Origin of the sequence: Micromonospora sp. NPDC048898 (genome assembly GCF_043198035.1) — a bacterium.
In the GTDB taxonomy this organism is placed as follows: domain Bacteria; phylum Actinomycetota; class Actinomycetes; order Mycobacteriales; family Micromonosporaceae; genus Micromonospora.
Genome location: NZ_JBICUF010000001.1, coordinates 49,738 through 63,858 on the forward strand (window position 1 = coordinate 49,738; position 14,121 = coordinate 63,858).

The window sequence follows — 14,121 nt, forward strand, 5'->3', positions numbered from 1 at the left end:
AGAAGGTGGTGAGGCCATCGTGTTGGCGAGCAGAGGTTGCGGGGGTCACGCCGTTTCCCTTCGGGGGTTAGGAACAGGGGCTGAGGGCTCTGTGTGGGGGTGAGCCATCGGTCAACCGGCACGAACCGTGTCGGGCGTCTCGTGTAGTCGGTGGGCAAGCCAGCCGGCCACCTGCGCGAGCAGGTCGGGGTCGACCGGCTGGCGGAGCAGCCGCCGGTAGGAGCGCACCGACGGACGGCCGAAGTCGCGGCGCAGCACATGGGTGAGGTCGGGAATCCGACGGACGGTGATGTCGCCGGGCACCAGCCGGCGGATCTCGTCCAGGTCCGCCGGGTCGACCTGGATGTCCTTGTCGCCAGTGATGGCCAGGACAGGAGCCTTGATGTTCGCCAGGTCGGAGCGCGGGTCGTGGTCGAGCAGCTCCCGCAGCCACCGGGCGTTGGTCGGCCTCCCGAGGATGCGCACCACGTCCGTGCTGGTGGTCTTGATCCGGGTGAGTTGCCTGTTGGCCAGGGATCGCAGGATCGGTAGCAGCGGTCGTACGGGAGCGGGGAGGTCGCGGGCGATCATTGCGGCCTGCCAGCGCAGGGCGTCCTCCCCTGGGCGGGCGAACCCGGCCAGCAACACCACCGCCGCCACCTCCGGGCGTGCCCCGAGGGACATGGCGTGAAGGGCACCCTCGCTGTGCCCGAGCACGCCAACGGCGTCCGCCCGAATATCGGGTCGCACAGCGAGGGCGCGTAGTGCGGCGGCGGCGTCGTGCCGACCGGCGGCGAATCCGGTCGCGTGCCAGTCGCCGCCCGTGGCGCCGACACCGCGCCGGTCGTAACGCAACGTGGCGATCCCGGCGTCTGCCAGCTTTTTGGCCAGTGGTGGTCCGAACTCCATCCGGAGCCGCGCGGTGTTGGAATCGCGATCCAGTCGCCCGGAGCCGTGCAGGAGCAGGACCGCCGGGTGCGGTCCGGGGCCGACGGGCAGGGTCAGCGTGCCGACCAGGGGAAGTCCGTCGTCTGCGACGGCCGTCATGTCGACAATCCGCACGAGCCACCTCCGATTATTCTCAGTGACCGCGAACATTATCAGATCTGGGAACATTATCGTTGGGAAGATGGGTCCATGGCAACCGCAGACCTTCTCCTGCACCCCGTCCGGATGCGCATCCTGCAAACGCTGTTCGACACCGACCCGCTGACCACCACACAGTTGCGTGACCGCCTACCCGACATCCCCCCGGCGACGATGTACCGGCACATCGCCGTGTTGGCCGAGGCGGGCGTGCTGGAGGTGGTCGACGAGCGGCGAGTACGCGGCACGGTGGAACGCAGCTACCGGGTACGCCAAGACCAGGGCACGGTCAGCCCCGCCGCCCGGGCCGAGATGACCCGCGACGACCACCGACGCGCCTTCACCACGTTCGCGGCGTCACTGCTTGGCGACTTCGACCGCTACCTCGCCCACGAGCACGCCGACCCCCACCGCGACGGCGTGGTCTACCGACAGGCCGCCGTCTGGCTCACCGACGAAGAGTTCGCCACGATGGTCGCCGAGATCGAAGACGCCGTCGTCAGTCGGACCGGCAACACCCGCGACGGCCGGACCCGCCGCGTCGTCAGCCTCGTCGTCGTACCGGACACGCCATCGACCCCACCTGGACCGGCCACAGTCACCCGACCCTCGACCGAGTGACGCGGCAGGAGCGCGCGCAGCGCTGCGTTCTGAGTCATCAGCCGATCGGATGACCTGAGGCGATGATCGGCTATTTCTATGTGCGACGGACACCCTGCGACGCCTAGGAAGGAGGCATGGCCAACGAGCGGACCGTTCCCCTGCTGCCCTGCGCATCCATCGACGACATCGAAACCTTCTACGGAGTTCTCGGTTTCCGCACCACGTACAGGCAACGCAAGCCCTACGCGTGTGTGGGGGTGCAGCGGGAAGACCTGCATCTGCAGTTCTTCGAGATCGCCGGATTCGACCCGGAGCAGTCCTACGGCTCCTGCCTCGTGATCACCGCGGACATCGAGGGACTGCATCGGGCTTTCGCAGCCGGCATGCGCGCCGCGTACGGCAAGGTACTGGTGTCCGGAACGCCGCGGATGACCCGGCCCAGGGCGCGGAAGAACGCCGACGGGTTGGGCGGATTCAGCGTCATCGACCCGGGCGGCAACTGGATCCGCGTCTTTCGGGACGCCGACACCGCGCCCATGCCGGCCGCCACGCCTGGCGGGCGACTGGCCAAGGCCCTGGCGAACGCTGTCGTGCAGGCCGATTCCAGGGGAAGCGTCGGACAGGCCGTTCGGATCCTCGACAGCGCGTTGGCTCGGCCGCAAGCCGACGACGACCCGGTCGAGCAGGTAGAGGTCCTGGTCTACCGCGCCGAACTCGCGATGGTGCTGCACGATCCACAGACCGCGGCCGAGATGCTGGCCCGCGCCCGGTCCGTCACGCTCACCGAGGACGAATCCGACAGGGCGGCACCCGCGTTCGACAACGCCGCCGAACTCGCGGCAGCACTGCGGTGACTCACCACACGAACGCCGGGCGCTGCTGTTCGCCCTCTCTGACGAAGCCCGCAGCCGGCTCAACACGGTGCTGGCTGCCGGCAACTTCATCGGCGGCGCGATCGGCTCCGCCGCCGCGACCGCTCTGGTCCGCCGGCGGCTGGGCAGCGGTCACGATCACGGAAGCGGCACTTGCTGTTGGCGCCAGCGCTGGCGCCCGCGGCGGTGGCGGTGGCGGTGGCGCTGCTCGGGTAGGTCCGTCAGCTGCGCCAGCACGCGGGAGGCTTGTTGATTAGGGGATGGGCCCGACCGTGCCGTGCGAGACGGACAGGCCAGCATGATCTGACGCAAAGGCAACTGCCTTGGCAGCACGCTCGATCTTCGCCCGATGGGCCTCGCGGGCCGCGGTGTCGATCTGCTCCTCGTATCCGGCTGCTACCCCGGTCCGGCCGTCGAGATGCTCGCGCAGGATATCGGCGTGTCCGGCGTGCCGGGTGGTGTCGTTGAGGACGTGGACCATGATGTTGAACAGTTTCACGTCGGGGCGCGGCCACCACGGCACGTGGCCTGGGGCATCGACGGGAAGTCCTGTGATCGTCGCGTCCGCGTGACCGCACGCGCGGCGGTAGAAGCCGATGACTTGTTCGCGGGTCTCGTCCTGGGTCACCCACAGGTCGCTACCGTCCGAGTCCTGCCATCGGGGCAGTGGCTCCGGGAACGGGCGGTCGAAGATCTCCCCAAGGTATCTGGCCTCCCACGTCGCCAGGTGTTTGACCAGGCCGAGGAGGTTGGTCCCGGTCGCCGTCAGGGGGCGCCGGATGTCGTACTCGGACAGACCATCAAGCTTCCAGAGCAACGCCTGACGGGTGAACCGCAGTTCGTCGTGCAGGTAGTCCTTCGCGAAGTCATCGATCACGGAGAACGAGCCTGCCAGGCGACGGCAAGAGGCGCAGCCCCTGGAGCCGCAGGCAGGGGTCGCAGTTCAAGGCCGTTCAGGGGCGTTGTCTGTTCTGGACGGCGCTGCCGTTGCTCCGCACGGCGGCGCCCGGCGCGACGTGCCGGTGCGGTCGGGCGCGGGCGGGCGGCGGGGCCGAACGGTGCCCCCCGCCGGGCGCGCGGCCCGCGTAGGGTCCGTATCGATAGGCGTCCGACGATGGACTGCCACCGAGCCCAGGGTGCTCATTCCGTCAGCCCACGATCCGGAACATCAGCCGGCCGTACCGCGGAGGAGAATCGGATGGGAGAAATCCGTCAAGTCGTCGTCATCGGCACCGGGCTGATGGGGACCTCGGTGGCGCTGGCCCTGCGCAGAGCCGGGATCGGGGTGTGGCTGCGGGACCGCGATCCGGCCGCCCTGGAGCAGGCCGTCCGGCTTGGCGCCGGTCTGGCGTCCGACCCGGGCGCGCCGGTGGACCTCGCCGTCCTGGCCGTGCCGCCGGCGGCCGTCGCGGCGACGCTTCACGACTCCCAGCGAGACCGGATCGCCGAGTTCTACACCGATGTCGCGAGCGTCAAGTCATCGGTGTTCGCCGCGGCCGCAGCACGCGGCTGTGACCTGGCGACGTATGTTCCGGGCCACCCGATGGCCGGTGGGGAGAAGACCGGGCCCGCAGCGGCGCGCGCGGATCTGTTCGACGGTCGCACCTGGGCCATCTGCCCCACCGCCGCGGTCCGTGCACGGGCCATCGCGGTGGTGCGCCGGGCCGCCGAGCTCACCGGGGCGGTGCCGTACGAGATCGGCGCCGAGGAGCACGACCGGGCCGCCGCCCTGGTGTCACACCTGCCGCACCTGGTCTCCAGCGTCCTCGCGGCACAGCTCACCGCGGCCGACCCGGCGGCGCTGCGGTTGACCGGCGCCGGCGTGCGCGACGTAACCCGGGTCGCGGCCGGTGACGTCCGACTCTGGGTGGACATCCTCTGCCACAACGCCGACCGGGTGGCGGAACGGATCGAGGCCGTCGTCGAGGACCTGCAATCGGCGGCGACCGAGCTGCGGGCGCACGCCGCCAATCCCGTTGAGGCACCGGCCGACCGCGTGACGGCCTTGGCAGCGTTGTTGCGCCGGGGCAACGACGGGCACCGGCGCCTGGTGGCCGGGCAGGTCGCCTGACCAGATGTCCGTGACCGTGGTGATCCAGCGGACGGACCGGGTGCCGCGCGAGGCGGCACGGGCGCTGCTGCTGCGTACCGTGTCGGACCGCACCGGTCGCCCGATCCGCACCATCGAGGTCGCCCACGAGCCGGGTGGGCGGCCGTACCTGACCGGCATCGACCTGAACGTGAGCGTCAGTCACACCCGCGGCGCGGTGGCCGTCGCCCTCAGCACCCGGGCGGCGGTCGGTGTCGACGTCGAGCCGATCCGCCCGCTGCCCGTCGTCGCCCTGGCCCGCCGATGGCTGCCGCCCGTCGAGGCCGAATGGTTGACGGCTCAGCCGGAGGACCGCCGGGTGGCCGCCTTCTTGCGGCTCTGGACCGTCAAGGAGGCGATCGGCAAGGCGCACGGGCGAGGGCTCGGCGGTGGATCGCTGCTGCGCCGGCCCGTACCACTGCCGGAGGGCGACACGGCTCTCCGCCCCGTGCCGGGCTTCCCCGGGACCGTGGTGGCCACGCCGGGCGTCGGCGACGGCCTCGTCCTTGCGGTCGCCTGCCACGGCGGCGACCAGGCGCCGGCCGAGGTCGCCGTCCGGCACGAGGCGGCGTACGAATCCTCAGCGTAGGGTCACCTCGGCGTCGGCCAGCACCGGTGCGTCCTCGCGTTGCGCGGCGGTGGCGGTGAGGCGGATGCCGGCCGGCTCCGCCCACAGGCGTACCCGGAGGGTCTCGCCCGGATAGAACACGCCGGCGAACCGCGCCGTGTAACCGGCCATCCGCGTCACCTCCCCGTCGAGCAGCGTGTCGGCGGTTGCTTTGAGGGCGATGCCGTAGGAGCACAGTCCATGCAGGACCGGTCGGCTGAATCCGGCGGCCACCGCGGTCGCCGGGTCGGCGTGCAGAGGATTCAGATCGCCGCACAACCGGTAGAGCAAAGCCTGGCTCGTTCTGGTCGGGCACTCCACCACCAGGTCCGGCTCTCGGCCCGGCGGGGGCACCCGGCGGAACGGGCGGCGGACGGCGCCGGGTGCCCGCTCGCCACGCACGATCAGCTCCGACTCGCTGCTCCACAGGGGGCCGGCATCGTCGTCGACGTCCGAGCGCAGTGCGAGAACCGTCGTCCGTCCCGCGTCCCAGACGCCGGTCACCCGGGTGCGCCGGCGTGCCGAACCGGACCGGGGCAGCGGCCGGTGCACCACCAGCCGCTGCGCGCCGTGCAGCACTGCCCCCTGATCGACGTCGATGCCCGGCAGGGACAACCTGCCCGCCTCGAACGGGCTGCCGACCACCGCGGTGCCGAAGCTCGGCAACACCTGCAAGCGGTCCTCGAGCACATAGCGCAGTTCGCTCTCGTCGGCGACCTGCTCGCCGGCGCCGATGGCCAGGTGGTAGAGCTGCACGTCGCGAGCGCTCCAGGTGAGCGTGGCGTCGCGGGCGTCGCCGGACAGGGCCAGGTCCGTTTCGATCGTCATCGCGACCTCCCGTTCGTTCGCACCGCCGCCGGTGTCTCCCGATGCGGACGTGCCGGCGGCGAGCGCCGAGGCGGCTTCGGCCGGCTCATGACGGCTCCGCACCGCGATGCCCGGGTGTGCCGTGGAGCCGACCGGCCAGCCAGTCGACCGCCTGCCGCACTGCCCGGGCGCCGGCGTCGACGACACCGCCCATGGCGAAGAAGCCGTGCACCATGCCTGGGTAACGGGTCAGCTCGACCGGGACGCCACTGTCGCGCAGCCGGTCCGCGTACTGCTCGCCCTGGTCCCGGAGGGGGTCGTACTCGGCGGTGATGACCAGGGCGGCCGGCAGGCCGGACAGGTCCGGGGCGCGCAGCGGCGAGACGAGCGGATCGTTGCCGTCGGCCGGATCGGCGAGGTAGTGGGACCAGTACCAGTCCACGGATCGCCGGTTGAAGAACGCGTCGTCGTCGTTCTGCCGCATCGACGGTGTGTCCGACCGGAAGTCGGTGTTCGGATAGACCAGCAACTGGGCGGCGATGGACGGACCGCCGTCGTCGCGCGCGAGGAGGGTGACCGCGGCGGCCAGGTTGCCGCCCGCGCTGTCGCCGCCGACCGCGATCCTGCCCGGGTCGGCCCCCAGTTCGGCGGCGTGGGCGGCGATCCACCGGACTGCCGCGTGGCAGTCGTGGACCGCGGCCGGGTATCGGTGCTCCGGAGCCAGCCGGTAGCCCACGGACACAGTGACACAGCCCACACCGTTGGTGAGCGAACGGCAGATCGCGTCCGAGGTGTCCAGGTTTCCCAGGGTCCAGCCGCCGCCGTAGAAGTAGGCGAGCACGGGGAAAGGGCCTGCTCCGGACGGTCGGTAGATCCGGATCGGAAGCGGGCCGCCGGGGCCGGGGATCTCGCGGTCGAGGACGCTCGCCACCGGCTCCGGCGTGCCGGCGCCGGCGCGGATGTCGGCCAGGTCGGCGATCCGGGCCTCCTGCAGGCTCATCTCGTAGAGCGGTGGGCGCCGATCGGTAAGGCGTTGTCGCCGCAGCGCCTCCACCTGCGGGTCCATTGGCATCAAACACTCCCGAGATCGGAACATTCGGATGGGCGATTTGCATTTCACTGGGGGTGGACCCGGATGCTACACGGTGGTCCCACTTCCCGAAGGCCCGCTTTTAACACGACTTTCCTAATTGATGGATCGCCCGTCCAGAACTTGACAAATGGGTCCACCGTTGACTCCCGCAGACGGCCGCTGCTACAGTCGATTCAGATTGACCTATGTGATCTTGTGCGGTCTAATGTGGGTGCGCCGCTCGACGCTGCTGCGTTCGAGTGCGAGGCAGCGAAGCCCGTCGCATCTTTGCAGGTCATCACATTACGGGGAATATATGAATAGCGTTTCACTCTTAGCCGACGGGCCGGTCCCGCCGGACGGCCCGTGGGTGGACGACATCCTCCTGGCCGGACCCGACGACGAGTGCTGCCTGGTCCTCGACCAGCCGATCACCCGGGCAACCCTGCGCAACCTGGTGACGGAACGCCAGACCCACCTGCACGCCGCCGGGCTTCGCGCCGGCGGGACTGTGGCGCTCTGCCTGCCACCTTCACTGACGGGCATCACCACGATGCTGGCCGCCTGGCGAGCCGGCGCCCAGGTCACGCTCCTCGATCACCGCCTGGCCGCTGCCGAGATCTCCCAGGCGCTGTCCCGGCTCGCCCCACAGTTCCTCGTGCGGCCGACGACGCCGGTGGCCGGGGTGTTCCGCGGTTTCTACGAGGTGGAGTCCGACGTCGTCGCGCAGCCCGGCGGGCTGCCGGCTGCCACGCCGCACGTGCTCTACCAGCTCAGCTCCGGCTCGACCGGGCCGTCGAAGATCATCGGGCGGACGGCGGCGAGCCTCGTCGCCGAGGTGCGGCGATACGCGCGGCTCGACGACTTCCCGCACCCCGGGGAGCGGGTCGTGCTGCTCGGTTCCATCGTCCATGTCCTGGGCCTGGTCGGTGGGCTGCTGTACGCGCTCGCCGCCCGGGTCCGTCTGGTGATCCCGGCGCGGGTCAAGGCCGATGCCGTGCTGGCCGCGATCACCGCCGAGGACCTGCCCACCACGGTGATCGGCGTCCCGTTCCACGCCGAGATGCTGGCCAGCGTCCAGAACCCCGGCGCGACGGCCCGGTTCCACCGGATGATCACCGCTGGTGAGCTGGTCCGCGACGGCCTCCGGGATGCGTTCCGGGAGCGCTACCCGGCAACGCTTCTCGGCAACATGTACGGGATGACGGAGGTCGGGGTGATCGCCACCGATCTGTCCGGACGGCACACCCCCGCCGTTCAGCCGGCGCCCGGCATGGAGGTGAGTGTCGCGGCGGGCCAGGTGCTGGTGCGCACCGAGACGTCGCCGTACGTCGGCCCGGTCGACCCGTCCCGCTGGGTGGACGGCTGGCTGCGCACTCGGGACGCTGGCACGTTCGACGCGGCGACCGGCCTGCTCACCATCAACGGCCGGCTGGACTCGCAGATCTCCATCGGTGGTCTGAAGGTCGACCTGGCCGAGGTGGAGGCCGTGCTGGCCGGCCTGCCCGGGGTCACCAGCGCGATCGTGCTGTACGACAAGGTCATCACGGCCTACGTGACAGTCGTCGGCGGCCGGACGGCCGAGGAGATCCAGGCGGACCTCGGCGAGCGTCTGGCCGCTTACAAGCGGCCACGTTCGCTGCGTGTTCTGGGCGATCTTCCCCGCACCGCCACCGGCAAAGTTGTCCGGGATCCAGCCGCACTGCGCAGCGTGGCACGGGACGCCGTTGTCCGCTGACCGGCTTGGGTAGCGCACGTTCCGAGTTAGCCGACAGTTCACCGAAAATGGCCCGCCGATTCAGACGGTCGCGCCATTCCAACCGAAGGGAATCCGTATGTCTGCCGACGTATTCGCGTTTCTTGTCGACGCGCTCAAGAACATGAACTATGACATCTCATCGGTGACTCGGGAAACGGCGTTGGGCGCCAACGGTCTGGAATTGGAATCCCTGGCGGTCGCCGAGATCTCCATTCAGGTGGAGGACGCCTACGGCGTGCGGTTCGACGAGGACGAGGCCGAGCGGCTGGCCATGATGACCGTGGGTGACCTAGCGGATGAGATCACCGCGCGCATGGAGCAGAAATGACCGCTGCCGCGTCTCTGGACCGGCAAGGCGTCATTGAGATCCTCGCCGAATATCACCAGCGCCCGGCCGACGAGGAGGACGCCGACGCCATCGACTCGCTCGAGTTGGCCTGGCTGATCCATCAGGTCGAGCAACGGTACGGGGTCGAACTCGATCTGCCCGACGAAACGTTGCTCCAAATGTCCACTGTGGACGAGGCTGCCCGTCTGCTCCGACAGTCGCTGGACGGATCATCGAGATGACCTCAGGGAAGGCGGAAGCGGTCACGCCGCCCCGGTGCCGTCCGGTGTCGATCACCGGTCTGGACGCCATGACCGCCTGCGGACGGGGCGTCTCACCGCTGGCGTCGGCTGCCTTCGCCGGGGAGCCGGCGTTCTCGTCGGTGAGCCGGTTCGCCACGGACGGCCGCCGCGCCGGGCACGCCGCCGAGCGGAACGACGCCGGCTCCCTCTTCGACGAGCTGACCAGGGTGACACAGAACGCGTGCGAGGCCGCCGAGCTGGCAGCCGGCGCACGCGCGGAGGTCCCGTTGTTGCTGGCGATGAGCACCGATCCGGCGGTCGCCTGGCCGCCGGGGACGGCGGACCGTGGCGCCGGGGCGACCGCCGCCGAGCTGGCGCGCCGCTGCGGGCTGGCCGAGGCGACACGCGCGTACACCACCGCCTGCGTCGCGGCGAGTACGGCGGTGATCGACGCCGCCGTCATGATCGGCACGGGACGCGCCGAGCGGGTGCTCGTCGCGGCGGGGTATCTCGTCGACCCGAACCGCTTCGCGCTCTTCGACGCGGGCCGGGCCCTCGCGCTGGACGGCCAGCAGCGGCCGTTCGACGCCGGGCGCGGCGGGATGCTCCTCGGCGACGCGGCGGTGGCCGTCCTGCTCGAGTCGGAGGCGGCCGCCGCCCGGCGCGGCGCCCAGGTGCTGGCCCGGCTCACCGGCTGGGGCAGGTCCGGCGACGCGTACCACGTGACCCAGCCCCGCCCCGACGGCGCCGGACAGGCCCGGGCCATCACCACGGCGCTGCGGCGGGCCGGCCGGACCCCGGCGGACCTCGGCTACGTCAACGCCCACGGCACCGGTACGCCGGCCAGCGACCGTGCCGAGAGCGTCGGCCTGCGCCGGGCGCTGGGTGTCCACGCGGACGTGGTGCCGGTCAGCTCCTCCAAGTCCGTCCACGGCCACACGCTGGAAGCCAGTGCCCTGGTCGAACTGGTCGTGACGACCGAGACGATCCGGCAGGGCAGGCTGCCCGTCAACGCCGGCCTGCTGACGCCGGCGGACGGCTGCCCGGGCGGTCTGGTGGACCGGCCCCGCTCCCGCGAGGTCACCTCGGCGTTGACCGTCAACTTCGCGTTCGGTGGCGCGAACACCGCACTCCTGGTCGAGGCGGCATGAGCCGGCAGACCTGGACCGCGGCGCACGCGGCTCGCGACATCCCGGCCATGACCACGCTGGCGGTGCTCGGCTCCGGGCACTGGCCGGCCGAGCGGGATCACGGGTCGCCCACCCCGCCGCCGGGCTTCATCGGATCCTCCTTCATCGCGCTGGCGGCGGAGCTCGCCCGGCGCTGCCTCGCGGGGCAGCACACCGAGAAGCCGCTGCCGCCGGCGGAGACCCCGCGGACGGCGGTGGTGCTGGTGAGTCCCCGGGGCGACGTCGCGACGGCCGCCGCCGTCGCGCGGGCCGTCGACACCGGCGGGCGGGTGTCTCCGCTGCTCTTCTTCCAGTCGGTGCCGAACTCGGTGGCCGGCTGGGTCGCGGCCCACTGGGGGCTGGACGGGCCGGTCGTCTGCACCAGCCCGGCCGCGGACCCGGTGGCCGATGCGGTCAGGACGGCGGAGTTGCTGCTCGACGACGGCGAGGCGGACCGGGTCCTGTTACTCCTCGTGGACCAGGCCGACCCGGAACACGAGTCCGACCAGGGTGCCGGCGTGCTGCTCGCGAGGCGTCCGGCCCTGCTGACGAACGCCCCCACGACATCTTCCAGGGAGCCGAGACATGGACGTTAAGAAAATGCGGGCCGAGCTCGCCGCGGATCCGGCGCTGGGCACCGGAAACCTGCTGACCACGCTGATCGCGCGCGGTGAAGGGCTGGACGACCCGGCGCTGACCTTCGACACCCCGGTGGACGACCACCCAGCCTGGCAGTCGATGTCGCTGAACGAGCTGGAGCATCGGGTCACCGCCCGAGCCGCCGAGCTGCACCGGCTGGGCATCCGGCCGCGGGATCCGGTGGCGGTCTACGTCCGCGCCTCGGCCGACCAGGCGCTGAGTTTCCTCGCGCTGGCCCGGATCGGCGCCATTCCGGCCCTGATCAACGGCAACCTCGGCAGTGGTCTCGCCGCCGAGTACATCCGGAAGCGGCTGGCCTCGCCCGTGGTCATCACCGACGCGGCGCACCGGCAGGCACTGCGCGACGAGGGGCTCGCCAACCAGTCGATGGTCGATGTCGCGACGCTCGGCGCCGGCGACCCGCGGCTGGCGCCACCGCCGTTCCAGCACCACCCCGACGATCCGGTCGTCATCACCCACTCGTCCGGGACCACCGGTCTGCCCAAGGCGGTGGCCCACTCGCACCACAGCCTCTTCGCGGCCGTACGGCACCGCCTGACCCTGCCGAAGGCGGCGGCGCTGGACCGGATGCTGGTGATCCTGCCACCCGGGCACGCGGCCATGGTGATCGCGCTCAGCGTGGCGCTGTGCAATCACGTGGAGCTGGCGTTGTGCTCCCGGCAGAACGGCGCGTACGTCCTCGACGTGATCGAGAAGTGGCGCCCGATCAGTGTGCTCGGCTTCTCGACGACGTGGTCGGATCTGGCCGGCGTCGACCTCGCCACCCGGGACCTCAGCTCGGTGCAGGCCTGGTGGAACACCGGGGACAGCGCGCACGAGCCGCACATCCGCCACCTCGTCAGCGCCGGCCGGCGGTACGTGATGACGAGCGAGGGCGTGACCCAGAAACCCGGTTCGGTCTTCATCGACGGGCTCGGCTCCTCGGAGATGGGTCATTCGCAGTTCTTCATCACGCACACCCCGGAGAGCGACAAGTACCGGCGTTGCATCGGCCGGCCGCACGTCTACACGGACGCCGTGGTGTACGACGACGAGGCCCGCGAGCTACCGGTCGGGCAGGTCGGTCAGCTCGGCATCAAGGCACCCACCCTCTCGCTCGGCTACTGGAACGACTCGGAGCTGACCTACCGGACCCGCCGCAACGGCTACTTCCTCACCGGCGACCTGGTCTTCCGGAACGAGGCGGGCTACTTCTTCCACGTCGACCGGCTTGTCGACGCGGTCGACATCGGCGACGGGAACTGGGTGTACACCGCCCTCAGCGAGGAGCGCATCCTGGCCGCCTGCCCGGAGGTGCTCGAGTGCACGGTGGTGGCCGTCGGCGAGCCCGGCGAGGTCCGTACGGTGATTCTGCTGACGCTGCGTGACGGCGGCAAGCCGGAACCGGACCTGGTGGCCAAGGTCACCGCGGCGCTCGAACCCGCGGTGGCGGCGACCGTGGCAGGCGTACTGACGGCCGACGACGGCGTGCTGCCGTTCGGTGCCACCGGCAAGGTGCGCAAGGCGTTGCTGCGCGAGCGGCTGCTTAGCGGGGAACTGCTCGGCGCGGCCGCGGCGGCAGTGCGGTGACGAGCGCCCGTCCCGTCATCACCGGCATCGGTCTGTTCACCCCGGTCGGGCGTGCCGTCGATACGGTGTGGGATGCGGTCTGCGCCGGCAGGTCCGGCATCCGGCAGGTGCCCGCCGACCATCGGCTCGCCCCGGCCATCGACTACGCGGGCTTCGCGCCGGAGATCAACGCGTCCGAGGTGCTACCCCCCGCCGAGGGCCGGCTCGTCGACCGGTTCGTGCTGATGGCTCTCGCCGCCGCCGCGGACGCGATGGCCGACGCCGGGCTGACCGTCGGCACCGACGTGGATCCCGACCGGGTGGCCGTGGTCGTCAGCAGCGGTGCGGGCGGCCTGGACATCTTCGAGGAGCAGAGCCACGCGTACGCCGCCCGCGGCCGTACCGCGGTGAGCCCGTACATGCTGCCGGGCTTCCTGGGGAACATGGCGGCGGCCCGCATCGCGATCCGGTACGGAGCGCACGGCTTCAGCTCCGCCATGTCGACGGCGTGCTCGGCCGGCGCCCACGCGATAGCGGAGGCGTTCCGCCTGATCGCACACGGGGACGCCGACATGGTGATCTGCGGAGCGTCCGAGGCGCCACTGAACCCGACCGGCTCACTGAGCTTCCGGCACGCCCGCGCGCTGGCGACGAAGTGGACGGATCCCACCGCCGCGAGCCGTCCCTTCGACGTACGCCGCAACGGTTTCGTGCTCGCCGAGGGCGCGGGCATCCTGGTGGTCGAGCGGGCCAGCGACGTGGACGCCCGGGGCGCGGCCGGTTACGCCGACCTGCTGGGCTGGGGTGTCACGACCGACGCGCACCGGCCGACGACGCCCCTTCCGGACGGCACCTACGCGGCCAAGGCGATGGCGGCGGCCCTGCGTCGCGCCGACCTCCCACCCGGTGAGGTCGACTACGTCAACGCGCACGGAACCAGCACCAAGCTGGGTGACGTGGCCGAGGTCAAGGCGCTGCGCACGGTCTTCGGCGCGGCACCGCCGGCGCTCAGCAGCACCAAGTCGGTGACCGGTCACCTGCTCGGCGGATCAGGTGCGGTGGAGGCCGCGATCACGGCGCTGGCCGTGTCCCGGGGCGTGCTGCCGCCGACGTACAACCTGGACGAAATCGACCCCGAGTGCGAGGCGGACCACGTACGGAAGCAGCCGCGCACCGGCCGGGTGCGCAACGCGATCTCGAACTCCTTCGCCTTCGGCGGCCACAACGTGAGCCTGCTCATGGGTGAGGCCAGCACGCGCCGTCGTCGCAGCGCGGTGACCGACGGCTGACCCGCGCCAAA

The 14,121-nt window shown here is 71.2% G+C and carries 15 protein-coding genes; 11 read left to right on the top strand and 4 right to left on the bottom strand.

Going from position 1 to position 14,121, the window contains the following annotated elements:
- Window positions 1-111 precede the first annotated feature (111 nt).
- Window positions 112-1,026: an alpha/beta hydrolase gene (locus ACGFIQ_RS00310; protein ID WP_393237062.1), complete on the bottom strand. Its 915-nt coding sequence runs from the start codon at window positions 1,024-1,026 to the stop codon at window positions 112-114.
- A 90-nt stretch (window positions 1,027-1,116) separates the two neighbouring features.
- Here ACGFIQ_RS00310 and ACGFIQ_RS00315 point away from each other — a divergent pair, with 90 nt between their 5' ends.
- Complete coding sequence (locus ACGFIQ_RS00315) at window positions 1,117-1,686, top strand: helix-turn-helix domain-containing protein (RefSeq protein ID WP_393237065.1); 570 nt, start codon at window positions 1,117-1,119, stop codon at window positions 1,684-1,686.
- A gap of 116 nt (window positions 1,687-1,802) precedes the next feature.
- The gene (locus ACGFIQ_RS00320) at window positions 1,803-2,522 is read left to right on the top strand and encodes a VOC family protein (protein ID WP_393237068.1); all 720 of its coding nucleotides are present in this window, start codon (window positions 1,803-1,805) and stop codon (window positions 2,520-2,522) included.
- Window positions 2,523-2,793: 271 nt separating this feature from the next.
- On the opposite strand, the gene ACGFIQ_RS00325 is transcribed toward ACGFIQ_RS00320, so the two are convergent.
- Window positions 2,794-3,417, bottom strand: coding sequence for a DinB family protein (locus ACGFIQ_RS00325; RefSeq protein WP_393237072.1), 624 nt, complete (start codon window positions 3,415-3,417; stop codon window positions 2,794-2,796).
- 321 nt (window positions 3,418-3,738) lie between these two features.
- On the opposite strand from ACGFIQ_RS00325, the gene ACGFIQ_RS00330 reads away from it, so the two are divergent.
- A complete protein-coding gene (locus ACGFIQ_RS00330; RefSeq protein ID WP_393237075.1) occupies window positions 3,739-4,611 on the top strand; it encodes a prephenate dehydrogenase in 873 nt (290 codons plus the stop codon).
- Window positions 4,612-4,615: 4 nt separating this feature from the next.
- The gene (locus ACGFIQ_RS00335; protein WP_393237078.1) at window positions 4,616-5,218 is read left to right on the top strand and encodes a 4'-phosphopantetheinyl transferase superfamily protein; all 603 of its coding nucleotides are present in this window, start codon (window positions 4,616-4,618) and stop codon (window positions 5,216-5,218) included.
- Here the strand turns inward: ACGFIQ_RS00335 and ACGFIQ_RS00340 are convergent.
- Both ACGFIQ_RS00340 and ACGFIQ_RS00345 read right to left on the bottom strand, forming a co-directional pair.
- On the bottom strand, window positions 5,210-6,064 hold the full coding sequence (locus ACGFIQ_RS00340) for a MaoC/PaaZ C-terminal domain-containing protein (protein ID WP_393237080.1): 855 nt from the start codon (window positions 6,062-6,064) through the stop codon (window positions 5,210-5,212). The two genes, ACGFIQ_RS00335 and ACGFIQ_RS00340, sit on opposite strands and share 9 nt — an antisense overlap.
- Before the next feature lie 85 nt (window positions 6,065-6,149).
- Entirely contained in the window at window positions 6,150-7,115 is a 966-nt protein-coding gene (locus tag ACGFIQ_RS00345; RefSeq protein WP_393237083.1) for an alpha/beta hydrolase, read from the bottom strand.
- Between the two features lie 316 nt (window positions 7,116-7,431).
- Here ACGFIQ_RS00345 and ACGFIQ_RS00350 point away from each other — a divergent pair, with 316 nt between their 5' ends.
- From ACGFIQ_RS00350 to ACGFIQ_RS00380, 7 genes are all read left to right on the top strand, one after another.
- Window positions 7,432-8,853 carry a class I adenylate-forming enzyme family protein gene (locus ACGFIQ_RS00350; RefSeq protein WP_393237086.1) on the top strand — a complete coding sequence of 474 codons (1,422 nt, stop codon included), beginning with the start codon at window positions 7,432-7,434 and terminating at the stop codon, window positions 8,851-8,853.
- Between the two features lie 97 nt (window positions 8,854-8,950).
- Window positions 8,951-9,202, top strand: a complete 252-nt coding sequence (locus ACGFIQ_RS00355; RefSeq protein ID WP_393237089.1) for an acyl carrier protein — start codon at window positions 8,951-8,953, stop codon at window positions 9,200-9,202.
- Entirely contained in the window at window positions 9,199-9,444 is a 246-nt protein-coding gene (locus ACGFIQ_RS00360; RefSeq protein WP_393237091.1) for a phosphopantetheine-binding protein, read from the top strand. Before ACGFIQ_RS00355 ends, ACGFIQ_RS00360 begins: the two co-directional genes overlap by 4 nt.
- Window positions 9,441-10,595, top strand: coding sequence for a beta-ketoacyl synthase N-terminal-like domain-containing protein (locus tag ACGFIQ_RS00365; protein ID WP_393237093.1), 1,155 nt, complete (start codon window positions 9,441-9,443; stop codon window positions 10,593-10,595). The genes ACGFIQ_RS00360 and ACGFIQ_RS00365 overlap by 4 nt, the downstream gene beginning before the upstream one ends.
- Window positions 10,596-10,642: 47 nt before the next feature.
- Window positions 10,643-11,209, top strand: a complete 567-nt coding sequence (locus tag ACGFIQ_RS00370; protein ID WP_393240205.1) for a beta-ketoacyl synthase chain length factor — start codon at window positions 10,643-10,645, stop codon at window positions 11,207-11,209.
- Entirely contained in the window at window positions 11,199-12,842 is a 1,644-nt protein-coding gene (locus tag ACGFIQ_RS00375) for a class I adenylate-forming enzyme family protein (RefSeq protein ID WP_393237096.1), read from the top strand. Before ACGFIQ_RS00370 ends, ACGFIQ_RS00375 begins: the two co-directional genes overlap by 11 nt.
- Window positions 12,839-14,110: a beta-ketoacyl-[acyl-carrier-protein] synthase family protein gene (locus ACGFIQ_RS00380; protein ID WP_393237099.1), complete on the top strand. Its 1,272-nt coding sequence runs from the start codon at window positions 12,839-12,841 to the stop codon at window positions 14,108-14,110. The genes ACGFIQ_RS00375 and ACGFIQ_RS00380 overlap by 4 nt, the downstream gene beginning before the upstream one ends.
- Window positions 14,111-14,121 lie beyond the last annotated feature (11 nt).